The organism is Streptomyces sp. NPDC001530 (genome assembly GCF_042894545.1).
Taxonomy (GTDB): domain Bacteria; phylum Actinomycetota; class Actinomycetes; order Streptomycetales; family Streptomycetaceae; genus Streptomyces.
Genome location: NZ_JBIAVS010000004.1, coordinates 128,711 through 150,762 on the forward strand (window position 1 = coordinate 128,711; position 22,052 = coordinate 150,762).

21 protein-coding genes and 1 pseudogene are annotated in these 22,052 nt (G+C 71.9%); 14 read left to right on the plus strand and 8 right to left on the minus strand.

Annotated elements, in window-relative coordinates; translation table 11 throughout:
- Positions 1-79 precede the first annotated feature (79 nt).
- The 6 genes from ACFY0T_RS08565 to ACFY0T_RS08590 all read left to right on the plus strand — a co-directional run bounded on the left by ACFY0T_RS08565 (position 80) and on the right by ACFY0T_RS08590 (position 8,414).
- Positions 80-586 carry a SigE family RNA polymerase sigma factor gene (locus ACFY0T_RS08565; protein WP_388866053.1) on the plus strand — a complete coding sequence of 169 codons (507 nt, stop codon included), beginning with the start codon at positions 80-82 and terminating at the stop codon, positions 584-586.
- Positions 587-595: 9 nt separating this feature from the next.
- Positions 596-1,129, plus strand: coding sequence for a hypothetical protein (locus ACFY0T_RS08570; RefSeq protein ID WP_388866056.1), 534 nt, complete (start codon positions 596-598; stop codon positions 1,127-1,129).
- 145 nt (positions 1,130-1,274) lie between these two features.
- Complete coding sequence (locus tag ACFY0T_RS08575) at positions 1,275-2,507, plus strand: glycosyltransferase (RefSeq protein WP_388867019.1); 1,233 nt, start codon at positions 1,275-1,277, stop codon at positions 2,505-2,507.
- Positions 2,504-3,763 carry a hypothetical protein gene (locus ACFY0T_RS08580; protein ID WP_388866059.1) on the plus strand — a complete coding sequence of 420 codons (1,260 nt, stop codon included), beginning with the start codon at positions 2,504-2,506 and terminating at the stop codon, positions 3,761-3,763. The genes ACFY0T_RS08575 and ACFY0T_RS08580 overlap by 4 nt, the downstream gene beginning before the upstream one ends.
- 131 nt (positions 3,764-3,894) lie before the next feature.
- Complete coding sequence (locus ACFY0T_RS08585) at positions 3,895-6,072, plus strand: FG-GAP repeat domain-containing protein (RefSeq protein ID WP_388866062.1); 2,178 nt, start codon at positions 3,895-3,897, stop codon at positions 6,070-6,072.
- Between the two features lie 59 nt (positions 6,073-6,131).
- On the plus strand, positions 6,132-8,414 hold the full coding sequence (locus ACFY0T_RS08590; protein WP_388866064.1) for a hypothetical protein: 2,283 nt from the start codon (positions 6,132-6,134) through the stop codon (positions 8,412-8,414).
- Positions 8,415-8,652: 238 nt separating this feature from the next.
- Here the strand turns inward: ACFY0T_RS08590 and ACFY0T_RS08595 are convergent, their stop codons facing one another.
- Complete coding sequence (locus ACFY0T_RS08595; RefSeq protein WP_388866067.1) at positions 8,653-9,741, minus strand: DUF1152 domain-containing protein; 1,089 nt, start codon at positions 9,739-9,741, stop codon at positions 8,653-8,655.
- A 127-nt stretch (positions 9,742-9,868) separates the two neighbouring features.
- Between ACFY0T_RS08595 and ACFY0T_RS08600 the strand changes: the two are divergent.
- Positions 9,869-11,234: pseudogene (locus tag ACFY0T_RS08600) on the plus strand (ferric reductase-like transmembrane domain-containing protein).
- A gap of 75 nt (positions 11,235-11,309) precedes the next feature.
- Positions 11,310-11,921: an FMN-binding protein gene (locus ACFY0T_RS08605; RefSeq protein WP_388866070.1), complete on the plus strand. Its 612-nt coding sequence runs from the start codon at positions 11,310-11,312 to the stop codon at positions 11,919-11,921.
- 37 nt (positions 11,922-11,958) lie between these two features.
- On the opposite strand, the gene ACFY0T_RS08610 is transcribed toward ACFY0T_RS08605, so the two are convergent.
- Positions 11,959-12,384: a DUF899 family protein gene (locus tag ACFY0T_RS08610; protein ID WP_388866072.1), complete on the minus strand. Its 426-nt coding sequence runs from the start codon at positions 12,382-12,384 to the stop codon at positions 11,959-11,961.
- Here ACFY0T_RS08610 and ACFY0T_RS08615 point away from each other — a divergent pair.
- Positions 12,383-12,745 carry a DUF952 domain-containing protein gene (locus ACFY0T_RS08615; protein WP_388866075.1) on the plus strand — a complete coding sequence of 121 codons (363 nt, stop codon included), beginning with the start codon at positions 12,383-12,385 and terminating at the stop codon, positions 12,743-12,745. The two genes, ACFY0T_RS08610 and ACFY0T_RS08615, sit on opposite strands and share 2 nt — an antisense overlap.
- 156 nt (positions 12,746-12,901) lie before the next feature.
- Here the strand turns inward: ACFY0T_RS08615 and ACFY0T_RS08620 are convergent, their stop codons facing one another.
- Positions 12,902-13,462 carry a hypothetical protein gene (locus tag ACFY0T_RS08620; RefSeq protein ID WP_388866078.1) on the minus strand — a complete coding sequence of 187 codons (561 nt, stop codon included), beginning with the start codon at positions 13,460-13,462 and terminating at the stop codon, positions 12,902-12,904.
- A gap of 99 nt (positions 13,463-13,561) precedes the next feature.
- On the opposite strand from ACFY0T_RS08620, the gene ACFY0T_RS08625 reads away from it, so the two are divergent.
- Positions 13,562-14,074: a PadR family transcriptional regulator gene (locus ACFY0T_RS08625; RefSeq protein WP_388866081.1), complete on the plus strand. Its 513-nt coding sequence runs from the start codon at positions 13,562-13,564 to the stop codon at positions 14,072-14,074.
- A 614-nt stretch (positions 14,075-14,688) separates the two neighbouring features.
- On the plus strand, positions 14,689-15,087 hold the full coding sequence (locus tag ACFY0T_RS08630; protein WP_388866083.1) for a DUF5994 family protein: 399 nt from the start codon (positions 14,689-14,691) through the stop codon (positions 15,085-15,087).
- Positions 15,088-15,306: 219 nt separating this feature from the next.
- Here ACFY0T_RS08630 and ACFY0T_RS08635 read toward each other — a convergent pair whose 3' ends face one another.
- Together ACFY0T_RS08635 and ACFY0T_RS08640 are read right to left on the minus strand one after the other, a co-directional pair.
- Positions 15,307-15,891, minus strand: coding sequence for a DUF5994 family protein (locus ACFY0T_RS08635; protein ID WP_388866086.1), 585 nt, complete (start codon positions 15,889-15,891; stop codon positions 15,307-15,309).
- A gap of 169 nt (positions 15,892-16,060) precedes the next feature.
- Positions 16,061-16,321: a hypothetical protein gene (locus tag ACFY0T_RS08640; RefSeq protein ID WP_388866089.1), complete on the minus strand. Its 261-nt coding sequence runs from the start codon at positions 16,319-16,321 to the stop codon at positions 16,061-16,063.
- Between the two features lie 225 nt (positions 16,322-16,546).
- Here ACFY0T_RS08640 and ACFY0T_RS08645 point away from each other — a divergent pair, with 225 nt between their 5' ends.
- Positions 16,547-17,059, plus strand: coding sequence for a DUF5994 family protein (locus ACFY0T_RS08645; RefSeq protein ID WP_388866091.1), 513 nt, complete (start codon positions 16,547-16,549; stop codon positions 17,057-17,059).
- Between the two features lie 168 nt (positions 17,060-17,227).
- Here ACFY0T_RS08645 and ACFY0T_RS08650 read toward each other — a convergent pair whose 3' ends face one another.
- From ACFY0T_RS08650 to ACFY0T_RS08660, 3 genes are all read right to left on the minus strand, one after another.
- The gene (locus tag ACFY0T_RS08650; protein ID WP_388866094.1) at positions 17,228-17,596 is read right to left on the minus strand and encodes an STAS domain-containing protein; all 369 of its coding nucleotides are present in this window, start codon (positions 17,594-17,596) and stop codon (positions 17,228-17,230) included.
- Positions 17,597-18,937: 1,341 nt separating this feature from the next.
- Positions 18,938-19,597 (minus strand): response regulator transcription factor, encoded by a 660-nt coding sequence (locus tag ACFY0T_RS08655; protein WP_388866098.1) that lies wholly within the window; start codon positions 19,595-19,597, stop codon positions 18,938-18,940.
- A 1-nt stretch (position 19,598) separates the two neighbouring features.
- Positions 19,599-20,873 (minus strand): sensor histidine kinase, encoded by a 1,275-nt coding sequence (locus ACFY0T_RS08660; RefSeq protein WP_388866101.1) that lies wholly within the window; start codon positions 20,871-20,873, stop codon positions 19,599-19,601.
- A gap of 191 nt (positions 20,874-21,064) precedes the next feature.
- Between ACFY0T_RS08660 and ACFY0T_RS08665 the strand changes: the two genes are divergently transcribed.
- Together ACFY0T_RS08665 and ACFY0T_RS08670 are read left to right on the plus strand one after the other, a co-directional pair.
- On the plus strand, positions 21,065-21,274 hold the full coding sequence (locus ACFY0T_RS08665; protein WP_388866104.1) for a hypothetical protein: 210 nt from the start codon (positions 21,065-21,067) through the stop codon (positions 21,272-21,274).
- The gene (locus ACFY0T_RS08670) at positions 21,271-22,050 is read left to right on the plus strand and encodes an ABC transporter ATP-binding protein (RefSeq protein ID WP_388866107.1); all 780 of its coding nucleotides are present in this window, start codon (positions 21,271-21,273) and stop codon (positions 22,048-22,050) included. Before ACFY0T_RS08665 ends, ACFY0T_RS08670 begins: the two co-directional genes overlap by 4 nt.
- Positions 22,051-22,052 lie beyond the last annotated feature (2 nt).

A 22,052-nucleotide genomic window follows, 5' to 3' on the forward strand; every position in this document is an offset into this window, starting at 1 on the left:
ATCGCGGAGCGGGCTCCAGTGTCTTTCCCCTTGTGTAGGGAGCCGGTGCAGGAAGCCGGCGAGAACGGGGACGGTGCGGATGGAGCAGGCTCGAGCCGATGGGTTCGACGGGTTCGTGGCAGCCCGTTGGTCGGCGTTGTTCCACCTTGCGCGGCTGCTCGCCGGAGGTGATCGGCACCGGGCCGAGGACCTGCTCCAGGAGGCCCTGGTCAAACTCTGGTTCGTCTGGCCCAAGATCGCCGAGGAGGCCCCGGAGGCGTACGTACGCAAGGTCCTGGCGCGCGCGGCGGCACGCTCGGCCCGCCGCCGCTGGTGGGGCGAGCGCCCGGTCGAGGAGCTGCCCGATCTGCCGCAGGTGGGCGACGTGTCCGCGGCCGTGGTGGAGCGCTCGCGGCTGGAGGCCGCGCTGGCCCAGTTGCCGGCGCGGCAGCGGGCCGCGGTGGTGCTGCGCTACTACCAGGACCTGCCCGAGAAGCAGGTCGCGGAGGCGCTGGGATGCCCGGTGGGCACCGCTCGATCCCATGCGTCACGTGGCGTGGCGCGGCTGCGTCAGATCCTGGCCGATGTCATCGAGCCGGTGGGGTGAAGGGGAGTCATGGATCACTTCGAGCGGGAGTTGGCGCGGATGATGCGCGACGCCCAGGAACACACCCCCTTCGAGCCGAAGCACCAGAATCGTCTCCGGTCCGGCGTACGGGCCCGCCGCCGGGCCCGCGCGGCACAGAAGGCCGTCGGCTCCGTCCTGGCGGTCGCCGGACTCGGCGTCGGCTTCTTCCTGCTGCCCCACCACCCCGCCGAGGACCGGCCGCAGGCTCCCCTTCCGCGGCCGGCGACGAGCCCGTCGTACCCGAAGACGAGGCCGACGCCGACGTCGACGCCGGACGCGCCCCCGAGCGAGACCTCCACCGCGACCCCCTCGATCACCGTCGGGAACACCGAAGGGACCACCACCGCTCCGCCCACGACACCGACCACGACCGGGAGTTCGGCCACGGTCTCCTCCGACCCGCGCGACACCGTGACCACCTCGCCGCCGCCCTCGGAAGACTCGGGGACGACGCCGAGCGCACCGCCCACACCGTCGATCACGCCCTCGACCGTCGAGTCGTCGTCGCTCGCCGACCCGTAAACCCCGACTCCTGATCGCACCATTGCCGCGGGTGACGTCGGCATGCCCTGCGACAGCACACAAACATGGACGCAACGTGACAAATGACGGCCTGACTGCCGTGACGGACCCCCTCTCCTCGGTGGACGACTCGATGGACTACGGGATGGACCAACTGCCGCTCCGTACGCCGGTGTCGGCGCACCACCGGGAGCCCGTCCTGGACGTGGTCGTCCCGGTGTTCAACGAGGAGGCGGATCTGGAGCCGAGCGTGCGGCGGCTCCACGCGCATCTGCGCGAGACCTTCCCGTACCCGTTCCGGATCACCGTCGCGGACAACGCCAGCACCGACGCGACCCCGCGGATCGCGGCCCGGCTGGCCGCCGAGCTGCCCGAGGCGCAGTGGCTGCGGCTGGCCGAGAAGGGGCGGGGGCGGGCGCTGCACGCCGCGTGGTCGCGTTCGCCGGCCCCGGTGCTCGCGTATCTGGACGTGGACCTGTCCACCGATCTGACGGCGCTGCTGCCGCTGGTCGCCCCGCTGATCTCCGGGCACTCCGACATCGCCATCGGTACGCGGCTGGCCCGCGGTTCCCGGGTGGTGCGCGGCCCCAAGCGAGAAGTCATCTCCCGCTGCTACAACGCCCTGTTGCGCTCCACCCTCGCCGTGGGCTTCTCCGACGCGCAGTGCGGTTTCAAGGCGGTGCGGCGCGATGTCGCCGAGCGGCTGCTGCCCCTGGTGAAGGACTCGGGCTGGTTCTTCGACACCGAACTGCTGGTGATAGCCGAGCGGGCGGGCTTGCGCATCCACGAGGTGCCGGTCGACTGGGTGGACGACCCGGACAGCCGGGTCGACATCCTGTCCACGGCGCTGGCCGACCTGCGCGGCATCGCCAGGATCGGCCGGGCACTGGCCCGCGGCACGCTCCCGATGACGGGGTTGCGCCGGAGCGCCGCCGACAGCGCGTCGCGGGGCGGCCTGGCCGGACAACTGCTGCGCTTCGGCGCCGTAGGAGCGGTGAGCACCGTCGGATACGTGCTGCTGTACGCGGCATTGCGCCCGGCGGCGGGACCGCAGGCCGCCAACGCGCTGGCGCTGCTGGCCTGCGCCATAGCCAACACGGCCGCGAACCGGCGGCTCACCTTCGGGCTGCGCGGCCGCGGCGGCGCGATACGCCACCAGGCCAAGGGTCTGCTGGTCTTCGCGGTGGGCCTGGCACTCACCAGCGGGTCGCTGGCCGTCCTGCACCACATGACACCCGGGGCCGCGCGCACCACCGAGGTCGTGGTGCTCGTCGCCGCCAACCTGGCCGCGACACTCCTGCGCTTCCTGCTCTTGAGGGCCTGGGTGTTCCCCGCGCGCCGCGCCCGTCGTGGCGGGACGGGAGCCACGGCCTCATGAACGACGTGTCGCTGCAGGCCCGCCCCAGTACCGGCTTCCCCCCGTCCCTCGCACCCGCTGTCGCTCGCGAGCGGCGGCTGCGCGACGCGGCCCGGCGCTACGGGCCCGTACTGGCGCTGTACGGGGGCGTGAAGCTCATCGGCTTCTCCGTCTTCATGTACCTGCTGCACTCCGCCGGGGACTACCGCAGAAAGCACCCGCGCTTCGGCGGCGGCGCCCACGCCTGGGACGTACTGGCCAGCTGGGACGGCTGGTGGTACCAGCAGATCGCCGCACACGGCTACCACCCCGCGCTCGTCCCGGTCCCCGGGGCCAAGGGGCTGATCACCCTCGAGGGCAACTCGGCGGCGTTCTTCCCGCTCTACCCGGCGGCGATGCGGCTGGTCTCCGAATGCACGGGCCTCGGCCTGTACGGCTCCGGCATGCTGGTCTCGGTCGTCGCGTCGTTCGTGGCAGCCCTCGGCATCTACGCCGTCACCGCCCGGTTCGGCGGCCGGCGGGCCGGGCTGGCCGCGGCCGGACTGTGGGCGGTCTGGCCCGGCTCCGGCATGGAATGGTCGGCCTACTCGGAGTCCCTCTACGTCGCCCTCGCCGTCTGGGCCTGCCACGCCGTGATGAGCCATCGCTGGCTCACCGCGGGGATCCTCACTTTCATGGCGGGCCTCAACCGCCCCACCGCCGTGGCGCTGATCGCCGCCCTCACGCTCGCCGCACTGCTCGCACTCCACCGCCGCCAGGACGGCGTGGCACGCCCGTTGACCGCGATACTGATCGCCCCGCTGGGCCTGGTCGGCTACTTGCTCTGGGTCGGCAACCGGATGGGCGACCTCGGCGGCTACTTCACCCTCCAGAACGGCGCCTGGGCCCACAGCTTCGACTACGGCGACCACACCCTCGACGTCTTCACCTCCGTCGCGGTCGGCCACTTCACCTACCTCTTCGCGTTCCCCTTCGAAGACGTCATCGCCATAGCCGTGGTCCTGCTGGCCCTGCTCCTGATCCCCCTCCTGCTCCGTCTGCGCCCGCCGGTCGTCCTGACCGTCTACACCCTTCTCACCCTCGCCCTGGTCCTGGGCAGCCAACAGATATTCGGCAACGTCTCCCGCTACCTGCTCCCCGCCTTCCCCCTCTTCATCCCGCTCGCCGTCCGCATGCGGAGCCTCCGCCTGCCCACCCTGCTCACGCTGCTGACCATCACGGCGGTGGCATCGGGCTCGTACGCGGGGTACGTCCTCTTCGAACTCGGCGTTCCGTAGCGACCGGAGGGTCCGGGGCCGGGCTGCCCCGCGGCGTGAGTCCGTGGGGCGAACTCTCTCCGATCCGCATGATCTTGGGTGATATACGCTGCGGCTACTTTCATGGCATCAAGCCCGGGGGGGCCTTCCACATGACCATGCAGCCACGCGCGCTCTTGGGGAGCGCGCTTCTCGCCGTGCTCGCGCTGACCGGCGCCGCGCCGAACGCTCAGGCGGTCCCGGCGCAGGCCACGGCCGCCGACGCCGTCCCGGTGGGGCTCGGCCCGTGGGCCGTGCCGAAGGAGCTGCCCGGGGTCACCGGGGTGATCGACCTCAAGTCGGCCCGGAACGGCACCCTGGTGGGACTGTTCACGCAGGGCGGCGAGACCGTGCTCTCGGTCAGGCCGGCGGGCAGCACCACCTGGCAGTCGAGCAGGCCCGCGCCGGGCGCCACGCTGCACCGGACGGACGACGGTGCGCTCACGCTCCTGTGGTGGGTGACGGCCACGGACGGAACGCACAGCACGCTGCGGATGTCCCGGCTGGCCCCCGACGCCACCGCCTTCGGCCCGGCCGAGGACGTCGCGACGGGCACGTTCGCGACCGCCGGGATCGACCGGGCGGCGCGCGTCACCACGATCGCGGCCAACGCCACGGGCCGCCAGGCCGTCGCCTGGATGGACCAGGACCGCCGGCTGACCGTCGTCGAGCGGTCCGGCCCGCAGGGTGCCTGGTCCGCGCCGGTGACCCTCGACCAGCTCCCGGACCCGATCGTCCGGGACGACAACGTCTACGACTACACGCTCCGGGACCTGCACCTCGCCGTCGCCGCCGACGGCGCCCTGGCGCTGATCTGGGGCGGGGACAGCTACTACACGGGCGACGGGGTCGACCCGGACCCGACCGCGTACAAGTGGCACTACAAGTTCCTGGAGAAGCCCGCCGGGGCGAGCTCCTGGAGCGCGCCGGGCGATCTGCCGCAGCTGGGCGAGAAGCCCCGTCAGGTCACGCTGGCCGCCCACCCGCAGGGCGGCTTCCACCTGTTCTCCAACGGCACCTACGCCCGTAAACCGGCCGGGGCGGCGGGCTGGGGTCCGGCCCAGAGCACGGGGGTCGGTGGGAGCTCGTCCGCGCCCGCCGGGCTGCTGACGGCACCGAACGGCGACGTCACGGTGGTCGGCTGGCAGCCGGGCGGCCCGGCCGTCGTCACGTGGTCGGCATCCCGGGGCAGTTGGGGCACCCCGCAGGGCTTGACCCGCTACGCCGAGACCGGCTCGGTCAGCAGCACACAGACCGCGAGCGGCTCGGTCGTCGTCACGTACACGCAGAAGCGTTTCGAATCGAGCCGCACGATCCGCCGCGACTTCGTCGCCCAGACCGTGGCGGTCGGCAGCGTGTCGAAGCCGCGCACCCTCAACTCCCTGACGAACGGGACCAGTAGCGCGGGCCGGGTGGCCACCGATGACAAGGGCCGCCCGGTGGCGGTCTGGACGCAGTCGGCCGACGACGGCTCCGCGCGCGCGTCGTTCACCGCGACCACGGCCACCCGGGCGCTGCCCAAGTGGCACGACTACGCCGACCACAGCCGCTCGGACATTCTGGGCACCGGCCTCGGCGACACGATGAACCTGCTCACGCAGGACGCCGCCAACCCGCTCCGCACCTTCCAGATACGTCCCTGGGCGGACGAGACCCGGATCGTGCCCTTCGGCGACTTCGACGGTGACCGCTGCAACGACATCGTCGTGCGACTGCCCGGCGGCGAGACCCGCCTCTACACCCCTGTCTGCGGCGGCCTGCCGACACCCGATTCCCCCTACCGGCGCCTGTCCCGGGACTGGAGCGCCTACGACACCCTGCTCGCCGCCGGCGACCAGACCGGCGACGGCCGCCCCGACCTGCTGGCCCGCGACGCGGCCTCCGGCAACCTCTACCTCTACGCCCACAACGGCACCGACGGCTTCCTGCCCCGCGTGAAGATCCGCTCGGCCTGGACCGGCTACAAGCGCGTCATCGGCGCCGGCGACCTCAACGGCGACGGCCTCGGCGACGTCCTCGCCCTCGACGGCTCCGGCGAACTCTGGCGCTACAACGGCACCCGCACCGGAACCCTCAAGGACCGCGTCCTGGTCTTCAAGGACTGGGGCCGCTCCTACAAGGACGTCATCGGCGCCGGTGACCTCAACGGCGACGGCAAGAACGACCTCCTCTCCCGCGACACCTCCAACAACCTCTGGCTCAACGCGGGCACCGGCACCGGCACCTTCGCGAACCGCGCCCGGTTGTCCGCAGACGCGACCTATTGGAGCGGCTGGGCATCCCTCGCCTGACCCCGCGGGTCCCGCGCCGTGCCCGCCACCTCGCACGTCGGATGACAGGAGCAACTCCCTTGCTGTCCAATGGTGTTCAGGTTCCGGATGTCCTCACCTTCGGTTCCGGGTGCGCGGCGCTCGACACGGTCACGGGCGCGCCCGTGCGGTTCGTGGACGAGCGGGCCCCCGCGCGCGGGTTCCTGCTCGATCCCGCCGTCACCGCGTGGCATTCGGTCGAGCACCAGTGGGGTTCGGGGCACATGGTCACGGACCGGGGCGGCGCCCGCTGGCACACGCCCGCCGAACTGCGCGTGGCGGACGGGGCGATCGAGGCGGTGCACACACCGCTTCCGGGGGTCCGCATAGAGGTGCGGCGCTCCGTGCACGGAGATCTGCTCCGCGAGCGGTACACGGTCGTGAACAGCGGACCGGAGCCGCTCACGATCACCGGGCTGGGCATCCAGACGCCCTTCGCCGACCTGTACGACGGTGCCGAGCACTCCCTTGAGCGGGCGGTGCACGCACACCTGTTCACCGGGGGGACGTGGGCGTGGGCGCTGGCGCAGCCGATGTCCGGGGAAGGCCGGTGCCTGGGCCTCATCGTGGGGGAGGGCGCCCTACGGGCGTACTCGGTGGAGTCACGCAACCAGAACTCGCAGTCGAATGTCCGCGGTCACCTGGTCCTGCTGGTCACCGACCGGGCCCGCAACCCGGAGGCGTTCGGCGGCCAGCCGGTGCTCCACCTGGGCCCCGGGGAGTCGACGACCGTGGCGTGGGAGCTGGGCTGGTACGCCTCGGTCGAGGACTTCACCGCCGCGACCAGGCCGCCGGCCGTGTTCTCCGCGTACGCCGCCGAGCTGGGGGAGCCCATCGTCGTCGAGGCGTCCTCGGTGAGCAGCCCGGACGGCGACGTGCGGGTGGAACGGGAAGCCGACGGCCGGTACCTGGTGCGGGCCGCCCGCCACGGCAGCTACACGCTGGACATCGCGGACGGCGCCCGGACCGAGGTCCTCTTCCATCTCCCCCTGGAGGAGGTCGTACGGCGCCGGGTCGCGTACATCACGCGGTACCAGCGGGCCCGCGAGCGGCCCGGTCTGCTCGCCCACGCCTTCGTGCCGGTGGACACCCGGACCGGCCTGACCCAGGCGACCAACGGCTGGGCCGACTGGACGGACGGCTCCGAGCGCGTCGCCATGCCGCTGCTGCTCCAGGCCGCCGCCGCCCGCGGCTGGGCGGACCCGGAGGAGATCGTCCCCCTGCTGGACGGTTGGTCGCAGTTCGCCCGCCGCCACCTGCTCGACGAGACTGCCGCCCCGCGCCGCGGCTCCCAGAACTGGCACACCGGTCCGCGCCTGTACGACACCCCGTGGCTGGCCCGGTTCTTCCACGACCGGTACCGGGCCTATGGCTGGGATGGCGACGGCAGGGATGGCGCCGACCGGGATGGCGCTGGCCGGGATGGCGGCGGCCGGGATGGCGCCGGCTGGGAAGGTATTGGACGGGAGCGCGAGGGCCGGGGTGGCAGCGGACGGGAGCGCGAGGGCTGGGGCGGTATTGGACGGCAGCGCGAGGGCCGGGGTGGCAGCCGACGGGAGGGCGACGGCTGGGGCGGCAGCCGACGGGAGGGCGACGGCCGGGGCGGCAGCGGACGGGAGAGCGACGGCCGGGGTGGCGACCTCGACCTTGCCGCCCGCATCCTCGAGCGCAGCTTCGAACTCGGCGGCGCCGCCCACCTGTCCATCGGCCTCTCCCCGACGACCCTGGCCGTGTGCGACAGCCTGGACGCCACCGGCCAGATGGACCGCGCCGAGAAACTGCGGAGCCAACTCCTCGACAGCGCCCGGCATTTCGTACGACTAGGCAGGCAACTGCCCGTCCACGAGGTCACCTACGAGCAGTCCATCGTGGCCCCCCTCCTCGACCTCCTCATCGACGCGCACACCCTGACCGGCGACCCGCTCTTCCACGACGCCGTCGCGGAACGGCTGCCCTGGCTGCTGGCGTTCGGCGGCCCGCAGCCCCACGCCCGGCTGCACGGCATCGCCATACGGCACTGGGACGGCTACTGGTTCGGCGCCCACCGCCTGTGGGGCGACGTCTTCCCCCACTACTGGAGCACCCTGACCGCCACCACCCTCCTACGCCTCCCGCCCACACTCCGCACGCCCCACACCGACCACCTCGCCGACGCGATCCTCCGCGCCAACATGGCCAACTACCGCGAGGACGGCTCCGCCACCTGCGCCTTCGTCATGCCCTCGACCGTCGACGGCAGGTCCGCGCACATCGCCGACCCCCTCGCCAACGACCAGGACTGGCACCTGGTCCTGTGGACGCAGACGCAGGAGCGGACCGAATAGACAGGAAGGGTTTTCGCCCCCTCCGCCCCCCAGACCCCCGTATCGCGCTAACGCGCTCGTCCTCAAACGCCGGACGGGCTGGAAGACCGCGCCCCGTCAGGGGCGCGGGGAACTGCGCGCCCAGCCCCCACCCACCCGCAGCCGAAGAACCCCCCACGGGGTCTGGGGCGGAGCCCCAGGTACGGGACGGGTAGGGGCGGAGGGGGCGAAAAGACCATCCCGGGCGTGGCAGCGCCCGTCAGGTGATGCGCCACAGCGGCGCGGTGTACTGCCCTGGGTAGCTGCTGATCAGTAGCGCCCTGAGGTCCTGGCGCTGTGTGCCGTTGAGGCCGAGCGCCTCGGCGATGCGGCGGAACGTCGTGTGGGTGATGCCGCGGCTGCGGGCCTCCGCCTGGAACTGCTCGAGTTGGCGGAGTGCGCGCTCCGGGTCGAGCGTCGGCTCCGGGCGGCCGCCGACCCGACTCGCTTTGTCCCGCTCGTGGTCGATCTCCGAGTAGCCGCAGATGGCGCGGCTGTGCTGTTCGACCTCCTCAAGGGTCTCCGTTTCGAGAATGGCGCGGGCGAGTTCGTTGCGGTCGAGGGCGTCGTCCAGGTCGGCTTCGTGGACGGTGGGGCCCTCGTCGGTGAGCGGGACCGGCGGGCCGTCGTCTCCGACTGCGCAGAGGCCGCGGACTCCCCTTGCGGTCGCCGCCAACATGGCCGCGGCCTCGGAGGGGTGCCACTCCAGTACCGCGCCGACCGGTTCGACGTGCTCGGCGGTGAGTGTCAGGACCGCTGGGCCCATACGGTCGCGCAGGTCCTCGGCCGGGAGCTCCCCGTCCAGTCCGGGACCGGCGACCAAGAGCCGTACGGGAGCGTTGACTTGGCAGCAGGCGGCCAGTGTGAGGGCGTCGGCGAGCGGGCTGCGGAGGGTGGGTTCGTCGCCCTTGGCGAGGATGTCGCCGCCGACGTCCAGGAGGTCGATGGACTCGGGGGCCAGAAGCTCGACGAGCTCCTCGAGCTGGCGTGTGATGCCCTCGGCTCCGTGCAGCGGGTCGGTCAGGGCGAAGGTGTGCGGCAGTTCGCCTGCCAGCCGGGGGAGCGTCGAGCCTGCCGGCGCGATGGGCTTCGCCTCGGCGGGGACGGTCCAGACGCTTCGGGTGAGGGGGCGCAGGCCCGTGAAGTGGGCCGGCCCTCGTGGCCCGGGCACCGGATCGATCAGCTGGCGGTCCCACGCGTAGGTGAGGACCACCGCCGGGCTGCCGCCGTCTCCGTGGAGGGCCGCGTCGAGGACGGCGGCGGCGACGGCGTCGCCCCCTCCTCCTGCTGCCACGATCAGGCGTGTCACCCATATCAGCCTACGGCTCTGCCGCTGTCGTGTCGTTCCAGGTCGTGGTCGTCGGCGGACTCCGCCGGGAGGGTTTTCCGCCTGGGATAGGGTGCCGGGGCACCAAGTGAGTGAAGGGATTCCGCCCTTGACGACGATCCAGCACAGCAGGGCGGGGAGACGGCAGGCCAGAAGGCGGATCCGTCCCCGCCGTTCCCCCGCGATACCCCTTCTCGCGCTGGCCTGGACCGGTGCGGCCGCCGTTCTGTGGCTGTGGTGGCAGAACACCCCAGCCGTGTCCGGAACCGCCGACTGGCTGGTGAACGCCGCCCGGATGACGGGACTGCTCGCCGGTTACGTGATCGCCGATCGCCCAGATGGCCCGCGTGCCCGCGCTGGAGCGCCGGGTGGGTTCCGACCGGGTGACACGCTGGCACGCGGCGACGGGCCGCTACGCGCTGTACCTGACCACGGCCCATGTCGTACTGATCCTGTACGGCTACGCGAAGCAGGCGGACACCGGAATCGTCGAGCAGACCACGACGGTCGTCACCGAGTACCCGGACATGATCAAGGCGACCGTCGGAACGCTGACGCTGCTGTTCATCGGCCTCGTGTCCGCCGGTGCGGTACGGCGCCGTATCCGCTACGAGGTCTGGTACTACCTGCACCTGCTCACCTACGTCTCCGTCTACCTCGCCTTCTGGCATCAGCTCGCCACGGGCAACGAGTTCGTCGGCAGCGCGGTCGCCCGGACGGCCTGGTACGCGCTCTACGCCACGGTCGCGGGGCTCGTGCTGTGGTACCGCGTGTTCACCCCGGTGCGGCTGAACCTGCGGCACCGCATGCGCGTCGAGTCCGTCGTGGACGAGGCCCCGGGCGTGGTCTCGGTCCTGATCCGCGGCCGGCGGCTGCACCGGCTGGGCGCCGAGGCGGGACAGTTCTTCCGCTGGCGGTTCCTGGCCAGGGGCCTGTGGTGGACCGCGAACCCGTACTCCCTGTCCGCCCCGCCCCGCCCCGACCTGCTGCGCATCACCGTCAAGGCGGTCGGCGGGCACAGCGCCGCGCTGGCCGGGCTGCGGCCGGGCACCCGGGTGTGGGCGGAGGGCCCGTACGGGGCGCTGACCGCGGCCCGCCGCACCCGCGGCAAGGTGCTGCTGCTCGCGGGCGGCGCCGGTATCACCCCGCTGCGGGCCCTGTTCGAGACGCTGCCGGGCGCGCCCGGGGATCTGACCCTGCTCTACCGGGCCCGTACGGCGGAGGAGCTGGCGCTGCGGGACGAACTTGAGGCGATCGCGGACGAGCGGGGCGCGCAGCTGCTGTACGCGGTGAACAGTCCGGACGGCAGGCGCCCGGCGATCACCGCGAAGATGCTGCGCAGGATCCTGCCGGACATCGCCCGGCACGACGTCTACGTGTGCGGCCCGACCGGCCTGGCGGAGGAGTCCTACGCCGCACTGCGCGAGGCCGGGGTGCCCGACCGGCGCATCCACCACGAGTCCTTCGAGCTCTGACGCCGTTCCGGGACCGTTCCGAGGACCGGCCGCAGGCGGATGTGGACCCGTGACAATTCTGGAGGTGTGTGCGCTGTGAGACGCGTGAGGAAGAAGCACCCCCTGCGCCGCACGGTGCTGCTCGGCGCCGCCACCGTCTCCACCATCGTGCTGCTGCTCGCGCTCAAGCCCGACACCGACCCGGCGACCGTCGTACAGGCCGGCGGCACACCCGCCGTCCGCGCCACGGCGACGGCGTCCCCGTCCCCATCTCCGTCCGCCTCCTCGGCGTCCCCGTCGAAGAGCGCCACACCGAAGCGCTCCTCGGCCGCCCCGAGCAGATCGGCGTCACGCTCCTCCTCCGCGGCCCCCGTCCGCACCACCAGCGCCCCCGCCGCCCCGAAGGCCACCTCCGCCGCGCCGAAACCGGCCACCCGCACCGTCACGGGGGCCACCGCGTCGACCAAGTACGGCCCGGTCCAGGTACGGATCACCCTCTCCGGCAGCAGGATCACCGGAGCGACCGCCGTGCAGTCCCCCGACGACACGGCACGCAGCCGGGACATCTCCTCCACCGCCGTCCCCAAGCTCAACCAGGAGACGCTGACCGCACAGAGCGCGGACATCGACACGGTGTCCGGCGCCACCTACACCAGCACGGGCTACCGCCAGTCCCTGCAGAGCGCCCTGGACCAGGCGGGCATCTGACCTGCCTCTGGCGGTGTGGAGGCCGTTTTCGGGGGGGTCAGTAGTCGAGGCTCGGGTACCAGTCGCCGCGGCCCTGCGGGGTGAGGTCGAGGAGGTGCCAGACGGGGGCCAGGAGGTCGACGCCGCGCTGGTCGATGTCGTCGGCCATGCGGGGGTGGGCGGAGTAGAAATGGCGGACCGTACCGTCGCCGTCGCGGGTGAAGACGGAGAGGGTGGAGTCCTGCTCACCGTCCTTGTCCTCGCTGCCCAGGTCGTACCTGAACGTGCTGTCGCCGCAGCTCAGCAGCCGTAGCCGGTGCCATCCGCGGTTGCGGGCGTGCTGCCGCAGGGTGGGGGTCGGCGGCCGCGACCGGATTCCGAGCTCCCAGCCCCCGCGTCCCCGAACCGGTCCTTCAAGGCTAGGGCGGCCCAGGCTCGCCGACAGCCGAGTCGAAGTCAGGCTGCTCCGGTATAACCGGGCCATGATCTATCACGTCGTGCCGCTCGGTGAGTGGAACGCCCGTCCCGACCAGCCCTACGCACCCGCCTCTCTCGCGGAGGACGGTTTCGTCCACTGCTCCCCCGACGAGGCGACCACGCTGACCATCGTCAACACGTTCTACCGCACCGCTCCCAGGCCGTTGCTGGCGCTGCTCCTCGACGAGGACCGGCTCACGGCGACGTGTGAATGGGAAGCGGCCGTGCCCGCTCCGCCGCCCGGGGTCCCTGAGAGCACCTTGTTCCCGCACGTGTTCGGGCCCATCAACCGCGACGCCGTCGAGCGCATCCTGGAGGTTCGGTGGGACGAGGAGGGCCGGGCGACAGGACTGGCGGACGCCGCCTGACGCATCGTCCCCTGACGCATCGTCGCCTCGAGGCCGACCTTGAACTTCGGCGGCAACCCGACTCCCGGGGCACGGGCGGTTGCCGCGACATCATGGACCTCGCGTCTTCGCCGACCGGGGCGTAGCCGCCCGCAAGATGCGGTGCGGTTGGCGCGGTCATCGGGCGACCTGCCCGGCCTCGGCCTGGACGTGGGCGACGTAGCGGACGGTGAAGACCATCGGGAGGACGAAGCCGGCGCCCTGGATGAGCGTGGCGGGGGTCGAGTGACCGTTTCCGGCGTGCGCCACGAAGGCGAGCGCGACGGCGGTCAGGGCGAAGGCCGCGGTCCATACGGCGGTGATGACGACGTTGGTCCGGATGAACGGCTTGAGTCCCCAGACCTCGCGCGGGGTGGTGCGCTTGGCGATGCCCAGCGTGAACGGCTTGCCGATCGCCAGCGAGACCCCGGCGATGACCGCCAGCGTGCCCGAGGAGAGGGCCGCGGAGTAGTCGTGCACGCCTGAGTGCGGGTCGGCGAAGGCGACGACGGCCAGCACGGCGAAGAAGACCGCCGAGCCCGGCTCGATGATCAGTGCGTCGAATCCGGTGCCGGCCCGTACCTGCTGGCCGATCACCGCCACCGCGACCACCAGAGCCGCCAGCGCGCCCCACTGCCAGCTGCCCGAGGGCAGTACGGCGAAGACGATCCACGGGAGGAAGGTGCGCAGGTAGGACATGGGTCTCCGTTTCGGCGATCTCTCCTGGTCTCGCTTCTGACATGTCAAAACTAGAATGTCCTCTAGTGACATGTCAATACTGGAATGTAGAGTGGAGGAATGAGCCTTCGACACGCGCTGCTCGGACTCCTCTCGGAGCGCCCCGCCAGCGGCTATGACCTGCTGAAACTCTTCGAGACGTCGCTGGCCAACGTCTGGCCGGCGACGCAGAGCCAGATCTACACCGAGCTGACCAAGCTCGCCGGCGCCGGACTGATCACGGTGACGGCCGAGGGGCCGCGGGGCCGCAAGGAGTACGCCCTCACCGACGAGGGGCTGGCCGAGCTGCGGCACTGGCTGACCGAGACCAAGCCGCAGCGCAACGTCCGCAGCGACATCCTGCTGCGGGTGTTCTTCCTCGGCGTGCTGACCCCGGAGCAGGCCCGGGGCTATCTGACCGAGCTGATCGACCTGTCCGACCACGTGCACGAGGACCTGCGCCAACTGACGGAGTCCATCGACTGGGACGACGACGATCTCTCGGTCTACGGCCGGATCGTCCTGGAGTACGGCCTGCGGTTCAACGCCATGCGCCGTGAGTGGGCGGAGTGGGCGGCCGGCCTGATCAAATAGGTTGACCTGCGCATACGTGCTCCGAGGCGGTGGCGCGAGCGTGCGGCCCTGCTCCGGGGCGGAGGCCCGCATCGGGAACCGGGGTGGCGACGGGTGCGGCAGACTCATCGGCACGTCGGCGAACACCTTGGCACACAAGGGGAATCGTATGTCCCGCACACTCATCTCTGTTGTCGCAGCGGCGACTTGAGCGGATCACCGCAACGTTCGACGTGGTCACGCGATCCGGGCCGCGTCGTTTCGGAGCGTGCCGGAGTACGGTGGCGGCAGCGAGGGCTCTTCGTATGCCGGTACTCGGACCGGCCTCGTCCTCGAGGTTCCACCACACCGGGTGTTCGCGCTCGAGGCAGGTTCCGCCTTATGGCCCCCGAAGCGTTCCGTTGTCCCGTATCCGAGCGAGTTCCACCCGACCGTTCCTCCACAGCACGCCCCCGGTCTTTACAGGGGCAGCCCGTGACCCCGGCCGCGCCTCCCGCGGGTGACCGCGGGGATCGTCGTCCTGCCGTTCCTGGCGCCCGGCATCGCCGGCTGGTTGCGACGTCATCGGCTGGGTCGCCGCCCGTCGTATCTGACGTCAACCACTCATTCGCGTACGGCAGTTGACAGGAGCCTTCATGACCACGGCACTGGTACCCCCGCTTCCCTCCCACCCCCTCCTCCGGCTGCGCCTGGCACCCCACGGCGGCATGCCCCGGCCCCTCGACGGAGCGTGGTGGCCCCGTTCGTACGACCTGCTCGCCGAACTGCCCCGGCTGCTCGCCGGGTTGCCGCGCGCGTGGGGACACATCAGCAGTGTCACGGTCAATGGGGCGATGTGGTCCGCGACGCCCGGCCGGATGCTCGTCTTCAACCAGGTCGTACGACTGCGCAGGACCCTTGCGGCATCCGCCCCGCACACCGTCGTCCTGCTCGCGCCCGGCCGGGGGCGCTGGGACCTGCTGGTCGTGCCTCCGGATACGACCGCGGAGGCCGCGGAACCGCTCATGGCAGCCGCTGCGGGCGGTCACGTCTGATTCGACCCCTCACGGACAGCCCGGCCGCGCCGGGCGGCACCCCGCGCGGAGGCGGCTGTCCGGCGGCGTGCCGGGGAAGGCCGTGCCCGGTCGGCCGGCTGCCGTTTCCGCGGAGGGCCATGCGTTCCGCGTGCCGCGCGTTGAACCAGTGGATCAGACGTGTCGCGGCAACGGTCAGAATCAGCAGGGCACTGACGGCCAGGGCGGTGACGATGGCGGTCACATCCCCATGGCCAGGCGGCTGGGCCGGCCAGTGGTGGCCTCGCACGACGAGAAAGCGTCGCCCTCGTCCTCCCGAACCTCCGCGGGACCCTGTGGCCGGTCGGCCGCCGGGCCGCCGTGGAGGGTCCGTTCCGCCGTCATGAGCGCGGTCGCGGTCATCGCCGGGTCAGTGCTCGCGCTCGCGGCGGCCATCAGCCGGGCGGCCGAGGGGGCGCTGGTCTCAGGGGGTATCACCAGGAGGTCCCAGCGGCCCGCGGTGAGGGACAGCACCAGGATCTTGTACGGATCCAGCTCCGACGTGAACCAACCGACCTTCACCACATGGCCGTTGACGAAGATCTTGCGCGGGATGATCGGCCAGTAGCGGGGATTGACGGCGATACGAGTGATCCGTCCCCACAGCGGATCCAGCACGTCCGCCAGAGCGGAGAGCTCGCATGTCAGGTCGCGTGAACGAGGCCACCAGGCGCCGTCCAGCTCGACAGACCCCCGGGAGGGGTTCACGGACTTCAGTGCCAGGCGAGCGGTCGGAGCCCTGAAGGGCACGGCCCGTAGCGGGGGATGGTGGGTGGTCGCGGACATCGCGCGAACCTGTCTCCGGACCCCTGCGCGTGGGCAGTTGCCCGGTGTCGTCGCTCACCGGGAACGACACCGGCATCGGGGCCGGTGCGCGACATGCTCCCGATGAGTTCACGCTACTCCCCGGAGAGGCCGAACGGACCGTGCCTGGACGTCGGCTCGGCCCGGTGCCTCAGCCCTGGTCCTGCTGCCGGCGATCGCCCTCCGAGGAGCGGCTGGTCTCCAGCCAGGACCGTGCCGGTTCTGCCGCCTGGGTGGTGTCCACGGTGAGCTGGAGGCGGGTTCCTCCCTCGGCGCCCGCGGGATAGCTGCGCTGCTCGGTGGCGGCGAAGCAACGACGGAGAACTTCCGCGACGCGACGGGCCACCTCGGGGGAGGCGGCAACGATGCGTACCTCGGCGTGCCCGTCCGAGGGTGTTTCCGTTGGCTGCATGGCGACCTCGTTATTCGACAGGACGACCCGCCGACGGGACCCCCGCGACGACGGCCTCCACGTCCTCATGCCCTTTGGGCAGAGATCAGCGGGCGGATCTTTCACTCTACTCCGGCGTGCCCCGCAGCCCCCGCGTGTGACCAGCGAGCCTCCCGGCCGCCGTGGGCCGCGGAGTACCGTGAAACAAGGAAGCAGCTCTCTTTTCCGCGCAGGCAGGCGAGTGCGATGTCCGACGCCGACTCCCCGCGTGTGACCAGGCTTCTGCCGGACGCCGTGCACCAGGCCGTGAAGCCCGGGACGGCTGTCGTACGGCTGGAGACGACACACGAGCGGCAGGGATTTCTCGACGGGGCGTGGTGGCCGCGGTCCCATGACATCGCCGCCGAGCTTCCGGCCCTGATCGCCGCACTGACCGAGCACCTCGGGCCGATCACGCGCGTCGGCCTGGACGCCGACGCCTGGGAAGAACTGCCGACGCGACTGGTCATCGGCGAACGCGTCGTCCACATCGACTCCTTTCCGGTCGGCGACGACACCGTTCTCATCACCCGAGGCGAGCAGGACCTCTTCTGTCTCCTCGTGGTCCCGCCGCACGCGACGCCCGACGCGGCACGCGCCGCGATGGCCGAGGCCGTCCGCGCCGACAACGTCACCCAGGCCGAACAGATCCTCATCGACACCGGCACCGACCGACCACACCCGACCGCCGAGGAAGACCGTCGGACCGACCGCGAATAGCCCAGGAAGCGACGGTGGTCAGCCGCGGGGGCCCTCGGGCCGGGCCGGTGCCGCTCGCCCAGGCGCAGCGACCGCAGGACGCCGGCCATGCCGTCGCTGATCAGCGGGTTCCGTCCCGCCGTGGCCGGGGCTCTTCGGGGTGAGGCGTCGCCCGGCTTCCGCCGGACATTACATGGCTCGGTCCGCCGCCGCGCGGTCGGCGGGTATGCCCTGCCAGGCGTCCTGGGCACTCGCGTACCGGGGGAACCGCTCCAGCGGATCGCCGGCGCGGAACACGAGACCTGCGCCCGGCCGGGTGTGGACGACGCGTACCCATCCGTGCCGCTCGCGACAGTCCTCCCACGCCGCGCACAGCGGGGCCAGGACGCTGCCGTCCATGAACGTCACGCCGAGCAGATCGACGATGAGGAACAGGCGGCCCGTGCCATGGCGGGCGTCCTCCAGGTCACGGGCGAAGGCCGACGCGGTCGTCAGGTCCAGCTCGCCGTCGGCCCGGACCACGCGGCACTCGTCGAACAGATCGGGATGCGGGCTCATGTGCCCCATCTCCTCTGTCGGTGGGGTGGCTTTCGCCTTGCGCAGAGCCTCTGTTGCGCGGAACGGGACTGCACGGAGAGGGCCGGGTTCACGGGCGGCCGTACGGCCAGCGTACTGCCGTGGAGGGATCGGCTGGTCGCTCTCCTTGAGGTATTCCATGGGTGGCCGAAGGCGTCGTTCCTTGTCCGGTTCCCGACGATTCGGGGGCGAAAGGCGCAAGGGAGGGAGCGGACGACGGCACCGCAAGCCATACGGTCGTCGAACCCCGCTTGACCGGTGACGGCCTGACGGTAGGTGTGGTGGACGGCGCCGCCCGCGCCGAAGTCGCCGGGGATGTTCTTCGTGCGCGACGAGGGGGCTGCATCTTGAGGTGACCGGCGTCGTCCAACTCCAGCTCGTCCTTGAGGAGTTCGGTGTGTGGGTGCGGCCGATCGCGAGCCGCCTTCGCGTCGTCGAGTGTCAAGGGTCTGTCAGGGGGTAGCCGTCCGGGAGGCCGATGGCGCCCGTCCCGAACGGGCCTGCCGCGCCCGGGGCGCTGTCAGCTCTTGCCAGGGGGTGCCCACTGATACCCACGCCCAGGTGTCCCTGACGAAGGCGGCCCCGGCTGCGCCCGGGAGAGCCAGGCGCAGCCGGGGCTGTCGCTGCCCGGTCGGGCGGCAACCGCCAGGTCCGGACCCCGCCCAAGGCAGAGTTCTTCGCCCGGAGCGGGTGACGCGAGTCGAACTCGCGCCGAAGGGCCGCTGTCGACCTTGGTTACCCACTCTGACGGGCACGTCGCCGACGGCTCGGCCGCCTGCCGAGGGCCCCGCCGCATGGCGCGACCGGGCCCGAGCCGTCGCTACTTGCCGTCGAACGGCGCAGAGTTCCTTGTCGATCAGGGCGTTCTGTGCCAGCTCCGTGGACAGGTCGGGCGCCCCGTCGCCCGTCGCCTCCAGGACGACGGTCCGGCGGCCGTCCGCGCTCACCCCGTCCCGGGTGGTGTAGCCGGCCAGGTCGCCGGCGGGGCTGTAGCAGACGCCGCCGCACGTACCGCCTGCCGCGCGGGCCCGTCGACTGGGTCACGACGCCGACGGTGCCGGTCTTCTGGATCGCGTTCACGCTGTTCTGGAGCGTGTTGTGCGTGTTGTGCGTGGTCTCCGTGGCGCTTGCGGCGGGCGTCGCGAGGCCGAGGCCGAGTGCGGCGAGTGCGGCCACCAACGTGATCTGACGCTTCTTCATGGTCGGCTGTCTCCCCGGGAGTTGGTGAGCACATCGCGCTTGCGGTGCGCTCACCAACGTAGGAAGAAGACACGTGGCCCACGATCAAGCCAGCTGGCCAGTCCGCCGTACAGCCTGCTGTACTCACGCCAGGCGCCGCAGATCCTCCAGATACCGCAGGACGGCGGCGACCCGCCGGTCCACCTGGTCCGTCGGGGACAGGTCGAGCTTGGCGAAGATGCTGCGGATGTGCTTGTGGACGGCGCCCTCGGTGACGACGAGCCGTTCGGCGATAGCCGTGTTGCCGAGTCCCTCGGCCATCAGGGCGAGTACGTCCCGCTCGCGGGGGCTGAGCCGTTCCAGACGGCTGTCCTGGCGGGAGCGGGTGAAGAGCTGCGCGACGACCTCGGGGTCGATGGCGGTACCCCCGGCCGCCACCCGCCGCAGCGCGTCAAGGAACTCCTCCACCCGCCCCACCCGCTCCTTGAGCAGATAGCCGAGGCCGCCCACGCCGCCGCCGAGCAGCTCGGTGGCGAAGCTCTGCTCGACGTACGCGGACAGCACGAGCACCGCCAGATCGGGCCGCCGGCGCCGGGCCTCGACCGCGGCGACGATCCCCTCGTCGGTGTGGGTCGGCGGCATCCGTACGTCGAGGATGGCGACGTCCGGTTTGTGTACGTCGATGGCGTCCAGCGCCTCGTCGGGGGTGCCCGCGGTGGCCACCACGTCGAGGCCTTCGGCGCGCAGCAGCAGGGCGAGCCCCTCGCGCAGCAACGGGTCGTCCTCGGCTATCACGATCCGCATGTCACGATCCACAGGGAAGATCCACCTTCAGGGTTGTCGGGCCGCCGGGCGGGCTGGCCAGGGACAGGGTGCCGTCGTGCGCCGCGACCCGGCGGCGGATGCCGGTGAGTCCGGAGCCGCCGTCCTCGTCCGCGCCGCCCCGGCCGTCGTCCTCGACGCGCAGGTGGAGACGGCCGCCGCGGCTGCGCGCCGTGACGGTGGCGTGTGCGGCGCCGCTGTGCTTGGCGATGTTGGTCAGGGCCTCGGCGACGACGAAGTAGGCGGTCGCCTCGACGGAGGCGGCGCAGCGTTCGGGCACCTGCACGTCGATCCGGCAGTGCACCGCGCAGTTCGCGGCAAGACCGGAGAGCGCGCCGGCGAGCCCGCGGTCGGCCAGCACCGGCGGCAGGATGCTCCGGGACACCGTGCGCAGCTCTGCCAGCGCCTGCTCGGCGGCGGACTGGGCGCGTTCGAGGAGTTCGTCGGCGCCGGCCGGGTCGCGGGCCACCATGCGGCGGGCGGCGCCGAGCAGGACGGTGACGGAGACGATCCGGTTCTGGGTGCCGTCGTGCAACGAGCGCTCGATGCGCCGCAGTTCGGTGGCGTGGGCGTCGAGGGCGGCGGCGCGGGTGGCGGTGAGTTCGACGATACGGAGCGACAGGTCCGTCTCCGGGCCGGCCGCGAGGAGCCCGCGTCCCGGCCGGTCCTGCAACCGGGCCATGCCGGGGCCGAGTCCGAGGATGATGAGGATCCAGCCCAGGCCCAGCATGGCCACGGCGAGGGCGTCCGGCCAGGAGTGCGCGTTGCCGTACCCCACGGACGTGGCGGTCACGTCCTTGGGCATGAACTTCCAGTACAGCGGAAAGGCGGTGTCGCGCACGGCGGAGATCGGCAGGATGACGCCGAGCAGCCCCAGGAGGAACCCCAGGGTGGCGTGCCGGACCAGCCAGCGCAGCTCCCGCCGGGTGGTGGGGTCGACGAGGGCCGGTCGCAGCCGCGTCGGCGGGGGCTCCGGCGCGACGACCTCGTGACCCCAGCGGCCGAGCCGCTCGCGCTCCCGGTCGGCCAGGGCATGCAGCGTGCGCAGAAGCGCGGGTGCCATGAGCAGCCCCACGCCGACCACGCTCGTCACGGCGGTGACGGCCAGCCAGAGCAGCACGAGCAGGGCCAGGAAGGCAGTACTGAGCCCGGAGGCGAGCTGCCCGATCGCGGCGCCCGCGGCACTCAGGGTCCGTACGACGGTGTCCTTGAGCCCCGCGCCTCGGTCACCGGCCGTGGCGTCCTGCGGTATCGCCATGTGCCCCCTTCCTTCGGGCCCGTTCGCGAACGACCTTATGCGGCCTGCCAGTTCGCCGTCAGCCGAGCGGCGGGGGAGTACAGCCTGCTGTACCTCGAACCGGGCGGGCTGCGGGATCGGCCGGGAGGGGTGCTGATCCATAGCGTCGGTGACGACAGCACGAAGCGCACACGACCACGGGAGAAGCCCCCATGACGACGAACACGACCGCCGACCCCGACCGCCTCACCTGGGGGGAGATCGCCCGCACGCTGCTCTGGGCCGTGGTGGTGATCAGCGCGGTCGCCAACATGGCGGCCTCCTACGGCGGTGCCGGCACCTGGGTGCACCTGGCCTGCGGCGCGGTCACCGTGTTCTGCGGCGGAACCCTCGTCGTGCGCAACCTTCGGGGCCGTCGATGAACGCCGCCTTCCCCCGCATCTCACGCCGCTCGGCGACCGCACACGACGCGTCCGTGCCCGCGCCCGCCATCGCCCTGGCCCAGGTCAGCAAGGAGTACGCGGGAGGCGTACGCGCCCTCGACGACGTATCGCTGACCGTGGAACGCGGCACGTTCCTCGCCGTGATGGGCCCGTCGGGCTCCGGCAAGAGCACGCTGATGCACTGCGCCGCCGGGCTGGACTCCCCGACCTCGGGCAGCGTCCGTATCGACGGCCACGAGATCGGCGGCCTGAACGAGACCCGCCGCACCGAACTGCGCCGGGAACGCGTCGGTTTCGTGTTCCAGGCGTACAACCTCATCCCCTCGCTCAGCATCGAGGACAACATCACGCTCCCGCTCCGGCTGGCGGGACGTACCCCGGACCGCGACTGGCTGCGGACGCTGGTGGGGCGGGTCGGGCTGACCGACCGGCTCACCCACCGCCCGGCCGAGCTCTCCGGCGGCCAGCAGCAACGGGCCGCCGTCGTACGGGCGTTGGTGGCCAAGCCGGCCGTCGTGTTCGCCGACGAGCCGACCGGCGCGCTGGATCTGCGCAGCGCCCACGAGGTCCTCGACCTGCTGCGGGACCTCGTGAGCGACCTGCACCAGACGGTCGTGATGGTCACCCACGACCCGGCCGCGGCGGCCCGCGCGCACCACGTGCTGGTGATGGCCGACGGCCGGGTGGTCGAGGCCCTCGAAGCACCGACCGCCCCCGAACTGGCCCGCCGTCTCGTCGCGTTGGGAGAGGTCTGAGC

Excerpts from the sequence above, each read along its gene's own strand:
- ACFY0T_RS08570 (WP_388866056.1), top strand. The coding sequence starts at position 596 with ATGGATCACTTCGAGCGGGAGTTGGCGCGGATGATGCGCGACGCCCAG.
- ACFY0T_RS08610 (WP_388866072.1), bottom strand. The coding sequence starts at position 12,384 with ATGGCCCGGTTATACCGGAGCAGCCTGACTTCGACTCGGCTGTCGGCG.
- ACFY0T_RS08665 (WP_388866104.1), top strand. The coding sequence starts at position 21,065 with ATGACGACGAACACGACCGCCGACCCCGACCGCCTCACCTGGGGGGAG.
- ACFY0T_RS08615 (WP_388866075.1), top strand. The coding sequence starts at position 12,383 with ATGATCTATCACGTCGTGCCGCTCGGTGAGTGGAACGCCCGTCCCGAC.
- ACFY0T_RS08655 (WP_388866098.1), bottom strand. The coding sequence starts at position 19,597 with ATGCGGATCGTGATAGCCGAGGACGACCCGTTGCTGCGCGAGGGGCTC.
- ACFY0T_RS08650 (WP_388866094.1), bottom strand. The coding sequence starts at position 17,596 with ATGAGCCCGCATCCCGATCTGTTCGACGAGTGCCGCGTGGTCCGGGCC.
- ACFY0T_RS08645 (WP_388866091.1), top strand. The coding sequence starts at position 16,547 with ATGTCCGACGCCGACTCCCCGCGTGTGACCAGGCTTCTGCCGGACGCC.
- ACFY0T_RS08585 (WP_388866062.1), top strand. The coding sequence starts at position 3,895 with ATGACCATGCAGCCACGCGCGCTCTTGGGGAGCGCGCTTCTCGCCGTG.
- ACFY0T_RS08660 (WP_388866101.1), bottom strand. The coding sequence starts at position 20,873 with ATGGCGATACCGCAGGACGCCACGGCCGGTGACCGAGGCGCGGGGCTC.
- ACFY0T_RS08625 (WP_388866081.1), top strand. The coding sequence starts at position 13,562 with ATGAGCCTTCGACACGCGCTGCTCGGACTCCTCTCGGAGCGCCCCGCC.
- ACFY0T_RS08620 (WP_388866078.1), bottom strand. The coding sequence starts at position 13,462 with ATGTCCTACCTGCGCACCTTCCTCCCGTGGATCGTCTTCGCCGTACTG.
- ACFY0T_RS08635 (WP_388866086.1), bottom strand. The coding sequence starts at position 15,891 with ATGTCCGCGACCACCCACCATCCCCCGCTACGGGCCGTGCCCTTCAGG.
- ACFY0T_RS08580 (WP_388866059.1), top strand. The coding sequence starts at position 2,504 with ATGAACGACGTGTCGCTGCAGGCCCGCCCCAGTACCGGCTTCCCCCCG.
- ACFY0T_RS08670 (WP_388866107.1), top strand. The coding sequence starts at position 21,271 with ATGAACGCCGCCTTCCCCCGCATCTCACGCCGCTCGGCGACCGCACAC.
- ACFY0T_RS08575 (WP_388867019.1), top strand. The coding sequence starts at position 1,275 with ATGGACCAACTGCCGCTCCGTACGCCGGTGTCGGCGCACCACCGGGAG.
- ACFY0T_RS08640 (WP_388866089.1), bottom strand. The coding sequence starts at position 16,321 with ATGCAGCCAACGGAAACACCCTCGGACGGGCACGCCGAGGTACGCATC.
- ACFY0T_RS08630 (WP_388866083.1), top strand. The coding sequence starts at position 14,689 with ATGACCACGGCACTGGTACCCCCGCTTCCCTCCCACCCCCTCCTCCGG.
- ACFY0T_RS08565 (WP_388866053.1), top strand. The coding sequence starts at position 80 with ATGGAGCAGGCTCGAGCCGATGGGTTCGACGGGTTCGTGGCAGCCCGT.